This is a genomic window from Rhizobium sp. AC44/96 (genome assembly GCF_001692185.1).
Classification (GTDB): domain Bacteria; phylum Pseudomonadota; class Alphaproteobacteria; order Rhizobiales; family Rhizobiaceae; genus Rhizobium.
Genome location: NZ_LXKO01000001.1, coordinates 330,395 through 351,449, shown reverse-complemented (window position 1 = coordinate 351,449; position 21,055 = coordinate 330,395). Strand labels below are relative to the sequence as shown.

21 protein-coding genes are annotated in these 21,055 nt (G+C 60.4%); 8 read left to right on the top strand and 13 right to left on the bottom strand.

What is annotated here, in order from left to right; genetic code table 11:
- Positions 1-72 precede the first annotated feature (72 nt).
- The 3 genes from A6U87_RS01720 to glf all read left to right on the top strand — a co-directional run bounded on the left by A6U87_RS01720 (position 73) and on the right by glf (position 7,030).
- Positions 73-3,504 carry an S-layer family protein gene (locus tag A6U87_RS01720; protein ID WP_065689506.1) on the top strand — a complete coding sequence of 1,144 codons (3,432 nt, stop codon included), beginning with the start codon at positions 73-75 and terminating at the stop codon, positions 3,502-3,504.
- 301 nt (positions 3,505-3,805) lie between these two features.
- Positions 3,806-5,767, top strand: a complete 1,962-nt coding sequence (locus A6U87_RS01715; RefSeq protein WP_065690210.1) for a tetratricopeptide repeat protein — start codon at positions 3,806-3,808, stop codon at positions 5,765-5,767.
- 105 nt (positions 5,768-5,872) lie between these two features.
- Complete coding sequence (glf, locus tag A6U87_RS01710; RefSeq protein WP_065689505.1) at positions 5,873-7,030, top strand: UDP-galactopyranose mutase; 1,158 nt, start codon at positions 5,873-5,875, stop codon at positions 7,028-7,030.
- A 101-nt stretch (positions 7,031-7,131) separates the two neighbouring features.
- Here the strand turns inward: glf and fliP are convergent, their stop codons facing one another.
- The 13 genes from fliP to flgF form a co-directional block, all read right to left on the bottom strand.
- On the bottom strand, positions 7,132-7,869 hold the full coding sequence (gene fliP, locus A6U87_RS01705) for a flagellar type III secretion system pore protein FliP (protein WP_065689504.1): 738 nt from the start codon (positions 7,867-7,869) through the stop codon (positions 7,132-7,134).
- Positions 7,866-8,384, bottom strand: coding sequence for a flagellar basal body-associated FliL family protein (locus A6U87_RS01700; protein ID WP_065689503.1), 519 nt, complete (start codon positions 8,382-8,384; stop codon positions 7,866-7,868). Before A6U87_RS01700 ends, fliP begins: the two co-directional genes overlap by 4 nt.
- Positions 8,385-8,397: 13 nt before the next feature.
- On the bottom strand, positions 8,398-9,114 hold the full coding sequence (gene flgH, locus A6U87_RS01695) for a flagellar basal body L-ring protein FlgH (RefSeq protein WP_065689502.1): 717 nt from the start codon (positions 9,112-9,114) through the stop codon (positions 8,398-8,400).
- A complete protein-coding gene (locus tag A6U87_RS01690; RefSeq protein WP_065689501.1) occupies positions 9,111-9,656 on the bottom strand; it encodes a MotE family protein in 546 nt (181 codons plus the stop codon). Before A6U87_RS01690 ends, flgH begins: the two co-directional genes overlap by 4 nt.
- Complete coding sequence (locus tag A6U87_RS01685) at positions 9,653-10,774, bottom strand: flagellar basal body P-ring protein FlgI (RefSeq protein WP_065689500.1); 1,122 nt, start codon at positions 10,772-10,774, stop codon at positions 9,653-9,655. Before A6U87_RS01685 ends, A6U87_RS01690 begins: the two co-directional genes overlap by 4 nt.
- The gene (gene flgA, locus A6U87_RS01680) at positions 10,771-11,253 is read right to left on the bottom strand and encodes a flagellar basal body P-ring formation chaperone FlgA (protein WP_065689499.1); all 483 of its coding nucleotides are present in this window, start codon (positions 11,251-11,253) and stop codon (positions 10,771-10,773) included. Before flgA ends, A6U87_RS01685 begins: the two co-directional genes overlap by 4 nt.
- A 17-nt stretch (positions 11,254-11,270) precedes the next feature.
- Positions 11,271-12,059 (bottom strand): flagellar basal-body rod protein FlgG, encoded by a 789-nt coding sequence (flgG, locus tag A6U87_RS01675; RefSeq protein WP_065689498.1) that lies wholly within the window; start codon positions 12,057-12,059, stop codon positions 11,271-11,273.
- Between the two features lie 19 nt (positions 12,060-12,078).
- On the bottom strand, positions 12,079-12,402 hold the full coding sequence (locus tag A6U87_RS01670) for a flagellar hook-basal body complex protein FliE (RefSeq protein ID WP_065689497.1): 324 nt from the start codon (positions 12,400-12,402) through the stop codon (positions 12,079-12,081).
- On the bottom strand, positions 12,402-12,818 hold the full coding sequence (gene flgC / locus A6U87_RS01665; protein WP_065689496.1) for a flagellar basal body rod protein FlgC: 417 nt from the start codon (positions 12,816-12,818) through the stop codon (positions 12,402-12,404). Before flgC ends, A6U87_RS01670 begins: the two co-directional genes overlap by 1 nt.
- A gap of 4 nt (positions 12,819-12,822) precedes the next feature.
- Positions 12,823-13,215 (bottom strand): flagellar basal body rod protein FlgB, encoded by a 393-nt coding sequence (gene flgB / locus A6U87_RS01660; RefSeq protein ID WP_065689495.1) that lies wholly within the window; start codon positions 13,213-13,215, stop codon positions 12,823-12,825.
- 163 nt (positions 13,216-13,378) lie between these two features.
- On the bottom strand, positions 13,379-13,933 hold the full coding sequence (locus A6U87_RS01655) for a flagellar protein (RefSeq protein ID WP_065689494.1): 555 nt from the start codon (positions 13,931-13,933) through the stop codon (positions 13,379-13,381).
- Between the two features lie 11 nt (positions 13,934-13,944).
- Positions 13,945-15,330, bottom strand: coding sequence for a flagellar protein export ATPase FliI (gene fliI / locus A6U87_RS01650; RefSeq protein WP_065689493.1), 1,386 nt, complete (start codon positions 15,328-15,330; stop codon positions 13,945-13,947).
- 15 nt (positions 15,331-15,345) lie between these two features.
- Entirely contained in the window at positions 15,346-16,080 is a 735-nt protein-coding gene (gene flgF, locus A6U87_RS01645; RefSeq protein WP_065689492.1) for a flagellar basal-body rod protein FlgF, read from the bottom strand.
- Between the two features lie 252 nt (positions 16,081-16,332).
- On the opposite strand from flgF, the gene motA reads away from it, so the two are divergent.
- From motA to flhB, 5 genes are all read left to right on the top strand, one after another.
- A complete protein-coding gene (gene motA, locus A6U87_RS01640) occupies positions 16,333-17,205 on the top strand; it encodes a flagellar motor stator protein MotA (RefSeq protein ID WP_065689491.1) in 873 nt (290 codons plus the stop codon).
- Positions 17,206-17,211: 6 nt separating this feature from the next.
- Positions 17,212-18,150, top strand: coding sequence for a FliM/FliN family flagellar motor switch protein (locus A6U87_RS01635; RefSeq protein WP_065689490.1), 939 nt, complete (start codon positions 17,212-17,214; stop codon positions 18,148-18,150).
- A gap of 62 nt (positions 18,151-18,212) precedes the next feature.
- Positions 18,213-18,776 (top strand): flagellar motor switch protein FliN, encoded by a 564-nt coding sequence (fliN, locus tag A6U87_RS01630; RefSeq protein ID WP_065689489.1) that lies wholly within the window; start codon positions 18,213-18,215, stop codon positions 18,774-18,776.
- A gap of 29 nt (positions 18,777-18,805) precedes the next feature.
- Positions 18,806-19,846 carry a flagellar motor switch protein FliG gene (gene fliG / locus A6U87_RS01625; RefSeq protein WP_065689488.1) on the top strand — a complete coding sequence of 347 codons (1,041 nt, stop codon included), beginning with the start codon at positions 18,806-18,808 and terminating at the stop codon, positions 19,844-19,846.
- Positions 19,847-19,973: 127 nt separating this feature from the next.
- Entirely contained in the window at positions 19,974-21,053 is a 1,080-nt protein-coding gene (gene flhB, locus A6U87_RS01620; protein WP_065689487.1) for a flagellar biosynthesis protein FlhB, read from the top strand.
- The last annotated feature ends 2 nt before the right edge of the window (positions 21,054-21,055 follow it).

The following is a 21,055-nucleotide window of genomic DNA, read 5'->3' as shown; positions in this document are numbered from 1 at the left end:
TTTCTGCCTTCTTCGCGCGATCGACGGCAGGGGAATGACGTTCTGATCATTTAACACTAGGGGCCCACGTCCATGACTTCCATCGTTTCCTCCCTGACTATCACTCAGATCCGGTCCCTATCGACCGACTCGATCGCTGCCCTTAAGTCCTCCGACATCGCAGCACTCAGCGTCAATCAGATCAAAGCCCTGAGCTCCAGCCAGATCGCTGCGCTCGAAACCGAAGACGTCGCCGCCCTGAGCTCGTCGCAGATCGGCGCTATTTCGGCCGCCGCTGTGGTCGGTCTGACGGTTGACCAAGTCGGTGCTCTCGCTGCAACCCAGATCTCTGGCCTCTCCGCCGCTCAGGTAACTGCGCTTTACACCAGCCAGATCGAAGCTCTCAATTCGTCGCAGGTCGATGCGCTCAACGCTACGCAGATCGCCGCCCTCAGCGCAGACAAGCTCAACGCCATGAGCTCTGATGAGCTTGCGACGTTCTCGCCCGCCGAGATGGCTGCCATCGGCACCAAGGCTCTGGCAGGGATGAGCACTGCTCTCGTTTCCTCGCTTGGCACCGACAAGCTCGCAGCTTTGAAGGGCACCCAGCTCGCTGCACTGACGACCTCGCAGATCAACGTCATGGCGTCCTCGCAGATCGGTGCGCTGACCTCCACACAGATCACCTCGCTGACCGCAAAGCAGATTGCTGCACTGACCACCGAGGCCGTCACCGGCCTGACGACCGAACAGATCGGCGTACTTTCGAAGGCACAGGTCACGGCGCTGACGAGCGACCAGCTTCATACGCTTGAAAGCTCGCAGGTCGAAGCACTGAGCTCGGCCCAGATCTCCGTTCTGACGGCAGAAGACATCGCTGCCATGTCCTCCGAAGACATCGCAACCTTCACGACTGACGAACTCGCAGCCATCAACACTAAGGCTCTCGCCGGCCTGACCACCGAAATCCTCGGCGCCTTCGAATCGTCTCAGCTGGTCGCTCTCTCCAAGGCACAGGTTGCCGCTCTGAGCACCAGCCAGATCGCATCGCTGGGCTCCAGCCAGATCGGTGCTCTTGTCAGCTCGCAGATCAGCTCGCTCACGACCAAACAGATCGCTGCACTCTCCACGGAAGCACTCGCTGGCTTGACCACCGAGCAGGTCGGCACCCTTTCGAAGACACAGGTCGCTGCATTCGTAACCAGCCAGATCACCGCTCTGGAATCGTCACAGATCGAAGCTCTGTCCAGCGCCCAGGTTGCATCGCTCACAGCTGACCAGCTCAAGGCAATGAGCACGGAAGACCTGGCAACCTTCTCGACCGACGAAGTCGCAGCGATCTCCGTCAAGGCACTGGCTGCCCTGGCTTCCTCCACGCTCGCTGCAATGGACTCCTCGCAGATCGGCGCCCTCACTAAGACCCAGGTTGCAGGCCTGACGACTGATCAGGTCCACGGCCTCGCTTCCTCGCAGATCGCGGCCCTGGGTTCCGCACAGATCGCTGCTCTCAGCGTCAAGCAGCTTGCAGCTGTCACGACCGAAGGGGTCGCCGGTCTCAGCGCCGCCAACATCGGCGTTCTGTCCAAGACGCAGGTTGCTGCCCTGACCACCGACCAGCTCACGGCTTTGGAATCCTCGCAGATCGACGGCCTGACCAGCACGCAGATCGGCGCGTTGACCGCAGCACAGCTGGGCGCACTGAGCACGGATGACATCGCTACCTTCACACCAGACGAATTTGGGGTGATCACCACCAAGGCTCTGAGCGGCCTGACCACCGAGCAGGTTCAGTCCCTGACAAGCGAAGACCTGGCTGCGCTCAAGAACATCCAGATCGCAGCACTGGCCACCGACAAGATCGCACTGCTGGAGTCCTCGCAGATCAGCGGCTTGGTCAGCAGCCAGATCACCGCGCTGACCGCCAAGCAGGTCACTGCACTCGGCACGGCAGCTGTCGCATCTCTGAGCACCGACCAGATCGGCGGCCTGTCGAAGACACAGATCGCGGCTCTCTCGACCGACCAGATCGTTGCCATGGATACCTCGCAGATCGAAGCTCTCAGCGTCGCGCAGGTCGCCGCTCTGACCGCCAACGATCTGAAGGTCATGTCTTCGGACGACATCGCTACCTTCAAGACGGAAGAAATCGCCGCAATCAGCGCATCTGCTCTGCAGGGTCTGAACAGCAGCGTCATCGCAACGATGGCTTCCTCTCAGATTGCAGCTCTGACGAAGACCCAGCTTGCCTCGCTGAACACCGATCAGGTGCATGCACTGGGCTCTGAGCAGCTCGGCGCGCTGGACAGCTCGCAGATCATTTCGCTCACCACGAAGCAGATCTCTGCCCTGACCACCGACTCCGTTGTCGGGCTGACCTCCGGCCAGATCGCAGCCATGACGCTGGCTCAGGTCAGCGCGATGAACTCCGACCAGCTCGTCGCTCTCGACTCCTCGCAGATCGAAGCGCTGACAAGCTCGCAGGTCGGTGCACTCAGCGCAACTCAGTTGAACTCCCTGTCGACGGACGACATTGCGACGTTCTCGACCGACGAGTTTGCTGCAATCACGACGAAGGCTCTGGCTGGTCTCGACTCCTCGAAGGTTGCTGAGCTCGGCACCTCGCAGGTTGCTGCACTGAGCAAGCTCCAGGTTGCCGCGCTCACGACGGACCAGGTTCATGCTCTGGTATCGTCGCAGATCGAAGCACTTGCCGGCTCTCAGGTTGCTGCACTGACCACCAAGCAGGTCGTCGCACTGACGACGGAGGCCCTCTCCGGTCTCGACTCCGACAAGATCGGCGCGCTGACGGCAGCACAGGTCGGCACGCTGACCACCGACCAGCTCGCAGCGCTTGACACCTCGCAGGTTGTCGGCCTGACAAGCTCGCAGATTGGGTCTCTGACTGCTTCGCAGATCGTGGCCCTCGGTACGGACGATATCGCAACGTTCACCACCGACGAGCTCGCAGCCATCAGCACCAAGGCTCTCTCGAGCCTTGCCACCGAGTCGATCGCCGCTCTGGAAACGTCCCAGATCGTCGCTCTGTCGAAGGCTCAGGTCGCATCGCTCAGCACCTCGCAGGTTCACAGCCTCGTCTCGTCGCAGGTCAGCGCCCTGACGAGCGACCAGCTCGGTGCCCTGACGGCGGCTCAGGTTACAGCGCTGACCACCGATGCAGTGGTTGGTTTCGGAACCGAACAGGTCGGCACTCTGACAAAGGCACAGATCACCGCCCTCTCGACCGATCAGGTCGCGGCTTTGAACTCTTCGCAGATCGAAGCACTCAACGCTTCGCAGATTGGTTCGCTTACCTCGAGCCAGCTTGCCGCGATGGACGCTGACGAAATCAAGACGTTCCTGACCGACGAGATCGCAGCGATCAGCACCAAGGCTCTGTCTGGCCTGAGCACGGATGACCTCATCGCAATGGATACCACGCAGCTGCAGTCCTTCACCTCGCAGCAGATCGCGGCTCTGAGCGATGCCCAGGTCGCAGTGGTCATCAACGCCTACAAGGACGCATAAGACTGTCCTGAAGATCAGAACTGAAATCTTGGGGCGCGGAGCAATCCGCGCCCCAAGACATTTTGACGATCATCTACGGTTGCACTCGAAGCGGACAAGCAACGGAGCGCAAGACACATCCAGCTACAGGCAAGTTATCTTCGATAAGCAAAGCAACGGCCCATAAGTGCGCCGTTTCTACCTTCGACCGTTGGTCGCCTTGCCGCAGGATGTCATGACCGTCAACCAAGCCTCTACTTCAAACGACGCCGCTTCCACTCCCAGCGCACTCGATCTCGCGCGGAATCAGCGGTTGGGCCTCATGGATCTGCTCAGCGTGGCCGAAGCGCTCAATGCCGCCGGTCAACAAGCCGCTGCCGCAGACCTCTACAAGACCTGGGTCGCCTTCAACGACACCAATCCCGCGGTCCATCTCGTCTACTTCAATTACGCCGTTTCGCTTGGCCAGCTGGGCGACCGGGCTGGCGCGATCCAGGCGCTCCGTGCCTGCTTGAAGGCCGATCCGCAATTCGCTCCCGGCTATATCAATCTCGGCCGCGCGCTCGAAGATTTCGGACTGATCGGCCAGGCCGTGGAGCAGTGGCGCCAGTATGCCGAGACCACGAACCAGCTCAAGCCCGAGGCCATCGGGCATCGGCATATGATCCTGCAGAATATCGGCCGCGTCCTGGAAGGTGCCAACAAGCTCGAGGAAGCTGAGAACGCCTTGCTGCAGGCGTTCGAACTGCAGCCGGAACTGCCCGAGGCGGGCCAGCACTGGGCATCGTTGCGGCAGCGCCAGTGCAAGTGGCCGGTGCTCGCACCGTCGAACCACGTCCCCGCCCGCAAGATGCTCGACGCGATGTCGTCGCTGACGCTGAGCTGCTACGCGGATGATCCGATGTTCCAGCTGGCCAAAGCCTATCGCTACAACAAGACGCTGATCGGCGCGCGGCCGGATCTCAACCAGTTCCCTCGCAGAGCGCCGAAGCAGAAGTCGGGGACGGGTCAGCGCCTGCGCGTCGGCTACGTATCATCGGATCTGCGCGACCACGCCGTAGGCTTCGCCCTTTGCGAAGTTCTGGAATTGCATGACAAGGACAGCGTAGAGGTCTTCGCCTATTACTGCGGCAACGTTCGCAAGACCGACAGCACGCAGGAGCGGATCAAGGCCGCAGTCCACTGCTGGCGCGACCTCCATGGCCTCGATGACGTTGCGGCCGCATCTCAGATCATCGCTGACGAGATCGATATCCTGATCGACGTGAACGGCTACACCAAGGACGCCCGCACGAAGATTTTCGCCTATCGCCCAGCGCCTGTGATCGTCAGCTTCTGCGGCTATCCCGGCTCGATGGGCAGCCCGTTCCATCAGTACCTAATCTCGGATGAGCAGATGATCCCGCAGGGGAACGAGATCTATTACTCCGAAAAGGTCCTGTACATCGCCTGCGACCAGCCGCTCGACCGCAAGCGCCCGATTGCCGCTCGCCCAAGCCGCGCGGATGTGGGTCTGCCCGAAGATGCCTTCGTCTACGCCAGCTTCAATGGCATGCAGAAGATCACTGCCAACTGCTTCGCGCGCTGGATGACAATCCTCTCCGAAACGCCAGGCAGCGTGCTTTGGCTGCTGACAGGCGACGAAGACGTCAATCAGCGACTGCGCGAGACTGCGGAGCGCAGCGGCGTTTCGCCCGACCGGCTCATTTTCGCGCCGAAGGCAACGAACCCGCAGCATATCGCCCGCATCGGCGTCGCCGATCTGTTCCTCGACACGTTCCCTTATGGCGCCCACTCCACGGCAGCGGACGCGATCACCTCCGGTCTGCCCGTCCTCACGATGCCGGGCAAGACCTTTGCCGCCCGCTTCTGCGGCAGCATTGTCGCCGCGGCCGGCGTCCCCGAGATGCTTTGCACCTCGCCGGAAGACTATGTTGCCCGCGCCATCGGCTTCGAGCGTGACCGCAAGAGCCTGCTGGCGGTGAGAGAATCGATCGCGCGCCAGCGCGAGACCAGCGTTCTGCGCGATATCCCGGCACTGGCTCGTCGGCTGGAAGAACTCTTCTGGCAGATGCAGGGCGAATGCGAACGCGGCGAGACGCCCGTTCCTGATCTCAGCAATCTCGATGTCTACTATGAAATCGGCGCGGAAGCCGTCCTGGAGAACATCGAGTTCGAAGACGAGCAGAGCTACCGCGAGCGCTATCTGAAGAAGCTCGCCCAGCTGCACGATTATTCGCCGATCGCCTACGACCGTCGCCTCTGGCTGAAGCCGACCGCCTGAACGAGGGATCGAACGGTATCGTTCGGCCAAATCGCTCTCGAATGGCCCACCAGGGCCATTCCCACCACCGCCTGCCTGACGACGTATGAATAGGACTGATCTTCAATGAGCGCGGACGAAAGAATTGTCATTGTCGGTGCCGGGCTTTCGGGCGCGGTCATTGGGCGGGAGCTTGCACTGGCGGGCCATCAGGTCGAGATCATCGACGCCCGCGACCACGTTGCCGGCAATTGCCATACGGAACGTGACAGCGAGACCGGCGTCATGGTCCATGTCTACGGCCCGCATATCTTCCATACCGACGACAAGGAAGTCTGGGACTATGTGAACAGCTTCCAGACGTTCATGCCGTACAAGAACCGTGTCAAGACGACGAGCAGCGAGAAGGTTTATTCGCTGCCGGTCAATCTGCACACGATCAACCAGTTCTTCGGCAAGAACTTCCGGCCGGATGAGGCCCGCACCTTCATCGAGGAAAAGGCCGACAAATCGATCGCTGATCCGCAGACATTCGAAGAGCAGGCGTTGCGCTTCGTCGGCCAGGATCTCTACGATGCCTTCTTCAAGGGCTACACGGAGAAGCAATGGGGTTGCTCGCCGACCGACTTGCCGGCCTCCATCCTGAAGCGCCTGCCTGTGCGCTTCAACTACGACGACAATTACTTCTTCCACAAATACCAGGGCATGCCGGAAGCCGGCTACACCGACATGATCGAGCGGATCCTCGATCATCCGAACATCACGGTAACGCTCGGCACTCAATTCCACCGCGACGAAGCGCCGGCGTCCAGTCACGTCTTCTATTCTGGTCCGCTCGACGGCTATTTCGATTTCGAGCTCGGTCGCCTCGCCTACCGCACGCTCGACTTCGAACGCTTTACCTATGACGGCGATTACCAGGGCTGTGCCGTCATGAACTACGGCGACGTCGCCGTGCCGTTTACTCGCATCACCGAGCACAAGCACTTCTCCCCTTGGGAAGAGCATGCCGGCTCCGTCTGCTACAGAGAGTTCTCCCGCGAGTGCGGCCCGCAGGACATCCCCTACTACCCGGTCCGGCTGGTCAAGGACAAGGAACAGCTCGCGGAATACGTTGCGCGGGCCGAGCAGGAAGCGTCGGTGACCTTCGTTGGACGGCTTGGCACCTACCGCTATCTCGACATGGACGTGACGATCCGCGAGGCGCTCGATACCGCCCGTCTCTTCCTGGCCAAGCAGTCAGAGGGCGCTTCGATGCCGGCATTCCTGCACTCGCCCGTCTGACGACGGTTCACGAGCCAAACAACATCACGCCAGCCTGCGGTTCCCGCGGCTGGCGTTTTTAATGTTCGATTGTCGTTGACTTTATTGTCTTGCGGGTGCGGTCAGTGGAACGAGCGCACCAAGCTGCCGACGAGCAGGTTCCAGCCATCGATCAGGACGAAGAACAGGATCTTGAAGGGCAGCGAGATGGATGTCGGCGGCAGCATCATCATACCCATTGCCATGGTGATGGTTGCTACGATCAAGTCGATGACCAGGAACGGAAGCACGACGAGGAAACCGATTTCAAAGCCGCGGCGGATTTCCGAAATCATGAAGGCCGGAACAAGCACGCGGTAGTCGATCTTCTCGCCGGTATCGACCGTCTGGCCACGCTCACGGGCGAGATCGACGAAGAGCGCCAGATCCTTGTCGCGCGTGTTGTGGGTCATGAAGGTTCGGAAAGGCTCAGCGATCCGCTCGACCGCCTGCTGCTCGTTGATCTGGTTGGTCAGCAGCGGCTGAACGCCCGTCTGCCAGGCCTGATCGAAGGTCGGCTGCATGACATAGAAGGTCATGAACAGCGAGAGCGACAGCAGGATCATGTTGGAGGGTGTCGATGACAGGCCCATGCCGCTACGCAGGATCGAAAAGGCGATCACGAAGCGCGGAAAGCTCGTCACCATGATCAGGATACCCGGCGCAACCGACAGAACGGTGAGCAGACCGAAGGTCCGGATGATCCAAGCAGCGACAGAGCCGTCGACCGGAAGGTTCAACAGGTTCGTCGGCAATTGCTGGGCATGCGCCAGCTCGGGTACCGCCATCATGGCAGTGAAAAGCACTATAAGTCGAATCATTCGATGACGAAGGTCCTGAACATGATCTTCGATACGCGTCCCTGCGCGCGAAGGTCAACACGTTCCTGGATGTCATCCCGAAGATATTCGAAGCCGCGTGCGCCTTCGATCTGCTGCAGCGAAACGGTGCGGATATAGGCCAGGATATCCTGATGGATATCCTCTGCGATCTTTACATCAGGCGGGCCGTTGAAGAGCAGCGCCACTTCGAGGCGAACCCAGTTTTCCGAGGGATAGGCCAGGTTCGAAGTGATTGGCTCGAGCTGCACGACGTTGTTGGCTTCCGTCGAGATGTGGGGCAGACCTGCTTCGGCTTCCTTCTTCTTGGCCGCCTCATCCTTGGCCTGCACGGCCTCCTGCTCCTGTGCCGCACCCTTGATGCTGGGTGCGACCATCCCGCCGACGACCCAGCCGCCGCCACCGCCGAGCAGCGTCAGGACGGCGAGACCAATCACGGTCATCATCGCGGCTGATTTCTTTTTCGACTGGCCTTCGGGGGCCTCTGAGTCTGCCATGGTACAGCCTGCCTTAGAGTGGCGAGAAGAGATCGACGGCCTGCTGGCCGCGCGGCGGCTGCTGCACTTCCATCAGGCGGCCACGACCGCCGTAGGAGATGCGCGCTTCAGCAATCTTCTCGTAGGAAATCTGGTTGTCGGCGTTGACGTCCTGCGGGCGCACGATACCAGCGACGTTTAGAATGCGGATTTCCTGGTTGACGCGAACTTCCTGAGAGCCGCTGATCACAAGGTTGCCGTTCTCGAGGATACCGGTGACGACGGCCGCGACCATGAGCTTCAGGGTTTCGGACCGATCGATCTTGCCCTTGCCGTCGGTGCTGGTGTCGGAACCATAGGTCACGTCGGTCTTCGACGACGGGTTCCAGCCCATGACGTTGGCGGCGACATCCCAGTTGAGGCCGCTCGAATTGGTGCGGCTGCGGCTGGTGTCGTTCTCGAACTTCGCCTTGTCGTTGATCTGGATATCGACCGTCAGAATGTCGCCGACATTCAACGCGCGCGCATCCTTGAAAAGGGCTGCCTGGGAGTCGCTCCAGAGCGAATAACCCTGGGCAACCTGGCGCGGCTGCTTGGGATACATCGCCATCTGCGGCGTCTGTCCGTAGGCGAGACCGCTGCCGATCGGGCTCATGGCAGGCGCGCGGCCGATCTCGTTGATCGCCTGAGGGGACTGGCAGCCCGCCAAGATGGCAACGGCGGCAATCGCGACCGGAAAACGCTTCTTCATGTGGGGTCCTTCGACGTATTTGGATCGGACGCGCTGGCGATGATGTTGGCGATGACCGCCGCTTTCTTCGGATCCATCTCGTTCAGAATCAGGCTGGATTGCGCGGGGTTCAGCCGCATGACGACAGCCGCCGCGACCTCGACCCTCATCTCCTGAAGCTGCGAGGCTGCAGCGTCCGGCTTCATCTTCTTGTAAATGTCGGTCAGGCCGGCCTCGGCCTGCTTGAGGAAATCGTCGCGGCGTTTCAGCCAGTCCTGGTATTCCTCACGCCGCTTCTGCATCTCGGCGATGCGGCTGTCGACATCGGCACGCAGCTTGTCCAGTTCCTGCTTCTGCAAGAGATAGCGCTGATCGCGCGCCGGATCTGCAATGTTCGTGCAGAACTGCTTGATTTCTTCCTCCGACGTCAGCGCGGCGCCAACAGGCGTGCGCGCTTCCTGCGCGAAGGCGCCGGGGATCGTCAGCAGGACGACGCCAGCAGCGGGCAGCGCCAGCCGCCGCAGCAATTCGGAAACAGTCATGCTGGCATTCAACTTGATCATTGCAGGACAAGCTCCGCTTGCAGCGCGCCGGCCGATTTGATGCCTTGCAGGATGGCGATGATGCCGTCCGGCTTGACGCCGATGTTGTTGAGGCCGGACACCAGCGTCTTGAGATCAGGACCGTCGAGCAGCGCGACCTTGCCGCCTGTCTTCTGCGCCGCGATATCCGTCTGCGGCTGTACGGCCGTCACGCCACGCGAGAACGGTTCTGGCTGGATGATCTGCGGCGTCTCCGTCACCTGCACGGTCAGCGTACCATAGCTGACGGCAACCGGCGACACGCGAACATCCGCACCGATAACGATCGTTCCCGTCCGCTCGTTGACGACGACCTTCGCAGGCGTATCCGTTTCGACCACCAGGTTTTCGAGATCGGCCATCAATCGGGTGAGGTCAGCCGACCGCGGCTTCTGGACGATGACTTCCTGCGCGTCCTTTGCTTCGGCAACCGGGCCGCCGAAGCGCGCGGAAGCGTAGCCGTTGACGACATCGGCAATGCGTACCGCCGTCGAAAAGTCGGGGTTGCGCAGCTGCAGCACCAGATTGACCGAATCCTTGAAGCGGGATGGCAATTCGCGTTCGATGATCGCACCGCCCGGCACGCGGCCAGCGGTCGTAACGCCTTCGGTCACGCTCGACGCCTGGCCCTGCGCGGTGAAGCCGGAAACCACGACGGATCCCTGAGCGACCGCATAGATCTGGCCGTCGGCACCCGAGAGCGAAGTCATGACAAGCGTACCGCCGCGCAGCGACGTGGCATCGCCCAGCGAGCTGACGCTGACGTCGATGCGGCTACCGGGACTTGCAAAGGGCGGCAGATTTGCCGTGACCATGACGGCCGCGGTATTCTTGGCGTTGGACTGGCCACCTTGCGTGGAAATACCGAGGTTCTGCAGCATCGCGCGCATGGACTGCTCGGTAAACGGTGAGGCGCGGAATCCGTCACCGGTGCCCTGAAGGCCCACGATGAGACCGTAGCCAATTAACTGGTTGTCGCGGCCGGCCTGCAGCGAGGCGATATCCTTGATGCGCGACGTCATCGCCGACGCCGGCGAAACAGCCGCGAAATTCGGCGCAAGGAAAGCAAGCGCGATGAAAAGACGAAGTATTATTTTCATTTTGCTGCCACGTGTATGGTGCCGTCGGCGAGCACCGTGCCGCTGACGATCACACCAGAGTCCATATTGCGAACACGGATCATCTGACCCGTCATGCCGTCCTCAAGCGGAGATCCGGCGGCGGAAATCGTCATTGCGCCAAGCGTGAAGATGAGGCGGGCCGAGGAGCCGCGCGTAACCGTATAGGGCTCACGGAGCGCCGAAACGGAAATCGTGCGACCCGGCAGGAGCGTGCGCTTGGAGATCATGCCTTCCACCTGGCCGATAGACTTTGCATAATCGCCCTGGAGGTTGGGGTTGGTAACCTCGACCTCCTGCAGCTGATCTCCCGAAACAGTTTCGCCAGGGTAGATGGTCGTCGTCGGCACGACGGCGTAGCCCCTTCCAGAGGCCAGCGCCGCCGGCGCCGAAAGAACGATCGCTGCGATCGCAACGGCTCTCGCCCATCCGAGACTTTTTCCTACCCGGCAAAACGTCATGTTTCGACCCTTCCCTGTTACTTCAGGTTCTTGCTGACGATGGAGGCCATCTCATCTGCGGTGGTGATGACCTTGGAGTTCATTTCGTAAGCGCGCTGGGCCGAGATCAATTCGGTGATTTCCTTCACCGGATCGACGTTCGAGGATTCCAGGTAGCTCTGCTTCAGATAGCCGTAGCCTTCTTCATCCGGCGTGCCGACGACCGGCTGACCGGAGGCTGGCGTTTCGGCGTAGAGGTTGTCGCCAAGCGGCTGCAGACCGGCTTCGTTGACGAAATCAGCGATCTGCAGTTGACCGAGCGTGGTAGCCGTGGTCGCGCCCGGGAGCTTCGCCGTCACTTCGCCGGAGCGGTTGATCGTCAGTTCGGTCGAGCCCGTCGGAATGGTGATGGTGGGAGCGACGGTGTAGCCGTCAACCGTCACGATCTGACCGGTCTCGTTCTTGTTGAACGCGCCGGCGCGCGTGTAGAGGGTCGTGCCGTCCGGCGCCTCGATCTGGAAGAAGCCGCGACCGACCAGTGCGACGTCGAGGTCGTTGCCGGTCTGTGCGAGTTCACCCTGGATGTGCAGGTTACGAACCGCCGATGTCTGAACACCGAGACCGATGTTGGCGCCTTCCGGAACGATTGCCTGGTTGGCGCGGTTGGAAACACCCTTGGCACGTTCGGTCTGATAAAGAAGGTCCGTGAATTCAGCGCGTGCGCGCTTGAAGCCGGTCGTGTTGATGTTCGCGATGTTGTTGGCGATGACTTCAAGATTGGTCTGCTGGGCATCCATGCCCGTTGCAGCAATGGCTAGCGCTCTCATAGCTTCGTCCTTAAATCAATTACATCTGCATCTTGGTGACTTCGAGAAAGGCCGAAACGACCTTGTCGCGAATGGCAATTGCCGTTTGTAGGGTCTGCTGCGCCTGCATGACGGCGTCGACAACTTCTCGGGTCGTCGCTGTGCCCTTGATGCCGGCGAAAGACATGCTTTCGGCGTTCTTGATAGTGTTGACCGCACCGGTCGCCACGTTGTTCAGAACGGCCGCGAAGCCACCGTCGCTCGCAGCGCTTTCGGCAGCGGAGTTGGTGGATTTTCCGAGATCGACGCCGGCGAGATCGCGCGTAACCGACAGGGAGCTGATATTGTTTACAGAGTTGATCATTATTGGCTCTTCAGAAGGTCGATCGTCGACGAGATCAGGTCACGGGACTGCTTGATGGTCTGCAGGTTCGCGTCATAGGAGCGGTTCGCTTCGCGCATGTCGGCCATTTCGACCAGCATGTTGACGTTCGGCAGCTTCACGACGCCCTTTTCATCGGCGGCAGGATTGCTCGGGTCGTATTCGGTCGTGAATTTCGATTCATCGACGCCGTACTTCTTGACGTTGACGGTCTTGACGCCGGTGGCGCGGTCGACCTCTTCACCGAAGGTGATCGTCTTGCGGCGATAAGGGTCCGCACCGGGCGTGTCGCCGGTGGAGCGTGCGTTGGCAATGTTTTCGGAAACGATGCGGAGGCGCGTCGATTGCGCTTCAAGACCGGATCCGGCGATTTTCATGGCTGCTGACAAAGGATCCATGATTTTAGCTCTTCACCGTCATAAGCATCATCCGATTGAAGGAGCTGACCAGCGACGTGTTCAACTCGTACTGGCGCTTGATTTCGCCGGACTTGGACAGTTCCTCAGCAAGACCGACAGAGTTGCCGGACTCCTGAATGCCGATCTCCTGATCGAGTGCCGCGTCCTTGACGTCGATGTCGCTCTTGGTGCTCAGATCGTTGCCGGTAAGGTGCGCCGGATTGGTGCGAACCATCGTCACGTCGGACTTATCGAGAACGGCCTGAAAGGGCGTGATGTCCTGGGCGCGATATTTCGGCGTATTCGCGTTCGCGATATTGCCGGCAACAACCTCCTGACGAATCGTCAGCCATTCCGCCTGCCGCGAGGCCAAGTCGAAAAGTTGAATCGGTTGCATAGGAACTCTCCGTGTTTACTGCCTCGAACCTACGGAGGTAATCTTGCGTCAGACTTACGGAGAATGCGGTCCTTGCCGGGTTGGGTCCGGCACTTAGGTCAGCGCAAACAAATAAGGCCCCACCGTTGCCGGAAGGGCCCTTCGAAACTCATTGCACATGCGCCTAGTTGTGAGCGTAGACCTCGCCCTTGGATGTCACGATGACCCATTTTCCATCGCGCTGCTCAAGCGTCGCCAGACGGCTTTCGTCGGGCAAGATCGAACCGACGCGCACGACGTACATGCCGGAACTGTCCTCGATGAGGGCCCGACCGTTTGCGACATGCAGAAGCCGGAAGCCCGCCTTGCCGGGGAAGGGCTGATCTTCTGCCGGCAATCCCTTGTCGTCTTCCTTGCCGATGCTGGAGACGGTCGCCGTCGTCAACGGATCCACCGGCAGCTCCGGCTTCTTTTCAACCGGGTTCTTGTTGGCCATCGCCAGCGGAGAAACGCTGAAGACGTTGCGCGCCGGCCAATCCGGCAGCTCGCGCGTGCGGTCTCCCTGCGCGACGTTGATGCCGAACTTGTCTTCGTTGAAAAAGACGTACCATGGGAAGAACGCGGCAGCGCCGGCCAGCACAAGGCCGGTGATCGTCATGCCACGGTCGAGAAGAGTCGCTCTGCGCGGTCCTTCCGGCTTCAGCGGCGCGATCTTCTCATCATCGTCGAAATCGTTCACTTAGCGCCTTCCTATCTTCGAATGCCGGGCTGATTGCCGGCGGCGGCTTTCAAGGCGCCGGCCAGATCGGCGAAAGCGTCCAGTGATTCGGTATCACCCGGCGACTGTTTCAAAACATCGTAAATAACTGGTACCTGCTTCACCGCCATGTCCAGATCCGGATCAGCGCCCGGGCGGTAACCGCCGATCAGTCGCAGGTCCCGCGTCTCTTCGAAGCGATGCACCAGCGTCTTCAGGCGCGAGACCAGCTTCTCCTGGTCCGGCGTCCACGCCTTTCTTGCCAGACGCGAGATCGATGCCAGGGGATCGATGGGCGGATAGCGCCCCTCCTCCGCAAGGCTGCGCTGCAGGACAATATGGCCGTCGAGAATGCCACGCGTGGAGTCGGCGATCGGGTCGTTGTGGTTGTCGCCATCGACGAGGATGGAAATGATCGCGGTGATCGTTCCGGTTCCCTCTGGCCCCGGCCCCGCGCGCTCCAGCAGCCGCGGCAGTTCGGTAAAGACCGACGCCGGGTAGCCACGCGCAATCGGCGGCTCGCCCGACGCGGTCGCAACTTCGCGGATGGCGTGGGCAAAGCGGGTAACGCTGTCGATGATCAACAGAACGTTGTCGCCCTGGTCGCGGAAGTGTTCGGCGATTGTCACCGCCGTCAACGGCGCCATCTTGCGCAGCATCGGGCTTTCATCGCTCGTCGCCACGACGGCGATCGACTTCTTCATGTGTGGGCCGAGCGTGTCTTCGATGAATTCACGCACTTCGCGACCACGTTCGCCGACGAGAGCAATCACCACCTTGTCGAAGGCTTCGGCACGCGCAAGCATCGACAGCAATGTCGATTTGCCGACGCCCGAGCCCGCGAAGATGCCGAGGCGCTGCCCAAGGCAGAGCGGCGCGAAGATATCGATCGCGCGCACGCCGGTCTTGAAGCCCTTTTCGACACGCTGGCGCGTCATCGACGGCGGCGCGGTATTGGAAATCGAGCGGCGTCCAAGCCCCTCGACGACTGGCCCCAGTCCATCGATCGGCTCGCACAGGGAATTGATGGTGCGTCCGCACCAGCTGTCCGAAGGAGATATCCGGAATGCGCCCTTGCGGATCACGGTATCGTGGATGCCGATCGGCTCGCCCGGCTCAATCGGGCAGACATAGGTCAGCTCCGGTTCGACGCGAACGACCTCTCCGAGATGGACGCCGGTCGGCGATTTGTGGGCGACGAATTCGCCCAGCCGCACATGCCGCGACAGGCCGGTCACAGTGTAGTGGCCGGCCGCGATGGTTTGAACATGGCCGCCCGGGGCGACCAGAAAATCCGGATTGGAATAGCGTTCGACGAGGCCAGCAAGATGCGCGAGCTTCGGCGAAAGTGCGTCTGCGGCGAGCGGTGCGTGAGACATGCGTCAACCTTCCGCTTAGCGGCTTCCACCGAGCGTCTTGATCGCTTCGTTGAAGGAATCTTCGCTGTCCTTGGTGAGCGACGTCATGCTCTCGAAGGCGCGATTGACTTCGATCAGCTGGGTGATTTCCCGCATGGCGTTCACGTTGGAATTTTCGAGATAGCCCTGCTGGACGCCGACGTTGAAGCGGTCGGTGACGGACCGTGGCGTTTCCGTGGTCATGATGCCGCTGTTCTCGTAGCGCAGGTAGCCTTTGCTGATATCGGCTTCGAATAGGCCGAGCGAGCCGACTTGCTTGCCATCCTGATAGATCAAGCCATCGGAGCCAACCTTGGGCTCGCCGCCAGCCTTGTTGAGCTGGATCGGCGCACCGCCCGCATCGAGAACCGGGTAACCCCGAACCGAGACCAGTTCACCGCTATCCTTCAGCGTGAAGCGACCGTCCTTGGTCAAAACCTTGCCGGCTGGCGTGTCGAGCGAGAACCAGGCATCGCCCTTGACCGCGAAGTCGAGCATGTTGCCAGTGTGCTCCAGTTCGCCGTTGTCGCCCGACAGATAGTCGTTGCCCTGCGAGACGTAAGCGATCTTTGCGTTGACCTTGTTACCGGTGTCGCCAAGCATCTGATTGAATTTCACCTCAGTGCCGCGGAAGCCGGTGGTGTTCACGTTCGCCATGTTGTCCGCGATGGTGTCGAGACGACGCTCCAGTGCCATTTGCGAAGACAACGAAACATAAAGACCGGATTGCATCTTGGTAGGCTCCTGGCATTGGCGATGAACGGTACGAAAGCCGTGTGTTTGCAGTCGGTTCGACCACGGGTTTCGCTGAGGCGGCATCTCAGAAACGGGCGCGGACGCCCATTCGTCACCTACAACCTGTCATCAAATCCTTGCGCGAAGCTGGCATCCAAAAAGCTTGTTCCGCAGGCACAACCATCAGCCTCACGCAAGCCAGCAATCCTATCCCTTCCGTTGAAAATAACGATCAGGTTTGGACTGACGATGAACATCATTATCGGATTTGTGATTACCTGCGGCTGCATCGTCGGCAGCTTCATGGCGATGGGCGGACACGTCGACGCACTTTGGCAGCCATTCGAGCTCGTCATCATCGGCGGCGCCGGCCTGGGCAGCTTCATCATGGGTAACCCGATGAAGGTGGTGAAGGACTCGGGCAAGGCGCTCGGCGAAGCGTTCAAGCATTCGGTTCCGAAGGAACGCAACTACCTCGATACGCTCGGCGTTCTCTATTCGCTGATGCGCGACCTGCGCACGAAGTCGCGCAACGAAATCGAGGCGCATATCGACAATCCGGCCGAATCCTCGATCTTCCAGTCCGCTCCGACGATCCTCAAGAACAAAGAGCTGACCGCGTTCATCTGCGACTACGTCCGCCTGATCATCATCGGCAATGCCCGCTCGCACGAGATCGAGGCGCTGATGGACGAAGAGATCAACACGATCCTTCATGACAAGATGAAGCCTTACCACGCCATCCAGACCATGGGCGACGCCTTCCCGGCGATCGGTATCGTCGCCGCCGTTCTCGGCGTTATCAAGGCCATGGCGCACATCAATGACTCTCCCGAGGTTCTCGGTCACCTGATCGGTTCGGCGCTCGTCGGTACCTTCCTCGGCATTCTGCTTTCCTACTGCGTCTGCTCGCCGATCGTCTCCCAGATCAAGATCGTACGCACCAAGCAGCACCGCCTCTATGTCATCGTCAAGCAGACCCTGCTTGCCTACATGAACGGCTCGGTACCTCAGGTCGCTCTGGAATACGGTCGCAAGACGATCTCGGCCTACGAGCGTCCGTCGATCGATGCCGTCGAGCAGGAAATGATGAACCCGGGCGGCGAGAACAAGGCGGCGTAAAATCACATGAATGCTCCACTCCAGAAACCAGTCATGGACGACAGCCTGCTTGCAAAGCTGACCGGAAGGCTCGGCGACAAGGCGACGGTCGAGAAGATCTGCAGCGCATTCGGCGATGTCTATCGGGAATTCCTGCCTGACGTCATCAAGAGCGAGACCGGCCTCGAGGTTCAGGTCGACTATCTCGGTTGCCACAGCGGCTACAAGAACGACCTGGTCGCCGACCTCGGCGAAAGTGTCACCCTGGTCAATGCGGAGCTGCGCAACTGGTCGCGGAATGTGACCATGGCCTGCGGCAACGGCTTCATCATTACCTTGATGGAGCACCTGCTGGGCGCGTCGCCCGAGACGGTCGAGCAACCCGCCGACCGCCTGCTTTCCGCGATCGAGCTCGAACTTGCCGTTACGGTGTTCGACAAGATTGCCGATGTGTTCCGCTCCGCGGTCAACGCACCTGGCGGCTTCGAACCAACGCTTGAGCCGCCGCACGCGATCGAGACACGGCCGAAGCCCGCGGACGACAAGCCCGACGAATTTGCAGCCACGATTAACATGTCGATCACGCTGTCCGGCATCACGGCGGACTTCGCCCTGATCGTACCGCAGGCCGCGCTTCTGAAGACGACTGTTACCGCGCCCCGCGCGAAGAATCAGTCGCCGAAGTCTTCCGAATGGACCGACCAGCTCTCCGAGCAGGTCCGACGTTCGCAGGTCACCCTGGAGGCCAAGATCCGCCTTCAAGACCTCACGCTTCGGACCATTTCCAAGCTGGCGGCAGGCGATGTCATTCCGTTCCATGACAGCGGCGACGTCCGCGTCGATGTCAGTGCCAACAGCAAGGAACTGTATGTGTGCGAGTTCGGGCGCTCGGGCGAGAATTATACCGTCCGGGTCAAGGATACGATCAATTCGGATGACGAGCTCATCCGCCACTTAATGAATTAGCGCATTTCCTGTCCCCTGCCGCACGGCAGGTTGAGGCAAGTTTCAACTGGAATAGTGATTTCATGGCGACGAAGAAGACAAAGCAAACCGACGATCTTTCCCTCGAGCTCCCGGGCAACGAGGCTGAACTCGATCAGGCTATCGACGACCTGCGCGGCGTTCTGAAGACCGACGCAGATGGCGGCATGCCGGACTTCGGCGGCGATGCTCCCGGCACCGATCTCTCCGCATTCGGCGGCGACCTGGACAGCGACACCTCCTTCGGCGGTGGTGACTTCGGTGGCTCCTCCGATTTCGGCGGTGGCGACTTCGGGAGCGACACGTCGTTCGGCGCAACGGCTTCCGAGCCGGCACCGCTCGGCAGCGCCATGCAGTCGAATCTCGAGCTGATCATGGACATTCCGATCGACGTCCAGATCATGCTCGGCAGCAGCCGCATGCAGGTTTCGGGCCTGATGAACCTGAACGAGGGCGCCACGATCGCACTCGACAAGAAGATCGGCGAACCCGTCGAGATCATGGTGAACGGCCGCAAGATCGCGCGCGGCGAAATCACCGTACTGGAAAACGACGACACCCGCTTTGGGGTCAAGCTGATCGAAGTAATGAGCACTAAAAAAGCCTGATCCCGCTGCAGGGACGGAGAGGTTAGACCATGATGGACTTTGACGATTTCGGCGGCGCTCTAGCCGGGAAACCGTTGACCGAGGCTGAAAAAGCGGCTGCCGTTCTCCTTGCGATGGGGAAAGGGGTCGCTGGCCGCCTGCTGAAGTATTTCACGCAGGCCGAACTGCAGACGATCATCGGATCAGCACAATCGCTGCGCGCCATTCCACCGGATGAACTGCTGGGACTCGTTGCCGAGTTCGAGGACCTGTTCACCGAAGGCGCCGGCCTGATGGACAATGCCAAGGCGATCGAGAGCATTCTCGAAGAGGGCCTGACCCCCGACGAGGTGGACAGCCTGCTCGGCCGGCGCACGACCTTCCAGGCATACGAGACGTCGATCTGGGACCGCCTCGGCGAAGGCGACCCGGCGTTTATCGGCAAGTTCCTCATGCGCGAACATCCGCAGACCGTGGCCTACATCCTCTCCATGATGCCGTCTTCCTTCGGCGCCAAGGTGCTGATGCAGATCCCGGACGGCCGACGCGCCGACATCATGAACCGTACCGTCAACCTGAAGTCTGTCAGCCCGAAGGCAGCGCAGATCATCGAGAAGCAGGTCATGACGCTGCTTGCCGAGATCGATGCCGAGAAGAACTCGGTCGGCTCGACGAAGGTCGCGGAACTGATGAACGAGATGGACAAGCCGCAGGTCGATACCCTGCTCACCTCGCTCGAATCGATCAGCCGCGAATCGGTCAACAAGGTCCGTCCGAAGATCTTCCTCTTCGACGATCTCATGCTCATGCCGCAGCGCAGCCGCGTCATGCTGTTGAACGACATCTCTGCAGACATCCTCACCATGGCCCTGCGTGGCTCGTCTGCCGAAATGCGCGAAGCGGTTCTTGCGTCGATCAGCCCTCGCCAGCGGCGCATGATCGAATCGGACCTGCAGAGCGGTACCGTCGGCATCAACCCGCGCGAGATCGCGATTGCGCGCCGCGCGATTGCCCAGGAAGCGATTCGTCTTTCGAATTCCGGCCAGATCCAGCTCAAGGAGACCGAAGGCGACGGCGCAGCGGCAGCCTAAGGCGCTGTAGCTGTGTACAGATCGACCGGGGTCGATTGAAGCGATTGATCGCGGCAATCCCGACAGCTAACCTTGAAGACGGCCGCGCTCTAGTGCGGCCGTTTCCTTTTGATGGAGGGCCGCGACCTTGGCTGATGATGACAAGGACAGCAAAACAGAAGCCCCTACCGCGAAAAAGAAGAGCGACGCTGCCGAAAAAGGTAACCTGCCCTTCTCTCGCGAGCTGCCGCTTTTTGCGACGGTCCTTGCGACCTACGTCTACCTGATCTTCTTTCTGCCGAGCGGTCTCGGTCGGGTCGGCGATGCGCTCAAGGACATTTTCGAGCAGCCCGATCAATGGAAGATCGAGACCGGACCCGACGTTCTCTCGCTGTTTGTCCATCTTGGCTGGGTGGCGGCCGCGTTGCTCGCGCCGGCAATGATCCTGTTCATGACATTCGGCCTCATAGCATCGATCGCGCAGAACCTTCCCGTACCTGTGCTCGAGCGCATTCGTCCGCAATTTTCACGCATTTCGCCGGCCAAGGGATGGTCGCGCATCTTCAGCCTGCCCGGCCTGATCGAGTTCGGCAAATCGCTGATCAAGATCCTGATTGTCGGCATCGTGATGTTCTTCGTCCTGAAGAGCGAATATTTCGGCGCCATCGACGCCATGTTCTCCGACCCGGCGACGATCTTTACGCGCATGATGTCCGCGATGCAGAAGATCACCATCGTGGTGCTGATCGCGACGGCGGTGGTGGCAATCGCCGACTTCTTCTGGACGCGCTATCACTATTTCAGCGAACTGAAGATGACCCGGCATGAAATCAAGGAAGAAAACAAGCAGTCGCAGGGCGATCCCTTCGTCAAAAGCCGCCAGCGATCCCTCATGCGCGATCGCGCCCGTCGCCGCATGATCGCCAACGTACCGCGCGCCACCCTGGTCATAGCAAACCCGACCCACTATGCCGTCGCGCTGCGCTACGTCCGCGAAGAAAACGATGCGCCTATCGTCGTTGCCAAGGGGCAGGACCTAATTGCGTTGAAAATCAGAGAGATCGCGGAGTCGAGCGGAATTCCCGTTTTCGAAGATCCGCCACTTGCGCGCTCCATGTTTGCGCAAGTCTCGGTGGATAGTGTCATCCCGTCAGCATTCTACAAGGCCGTCGCCGAACTCATTCATCGGGTTTACGCGACGCAAGCCAAGAACCAACGGGTACGATAGCC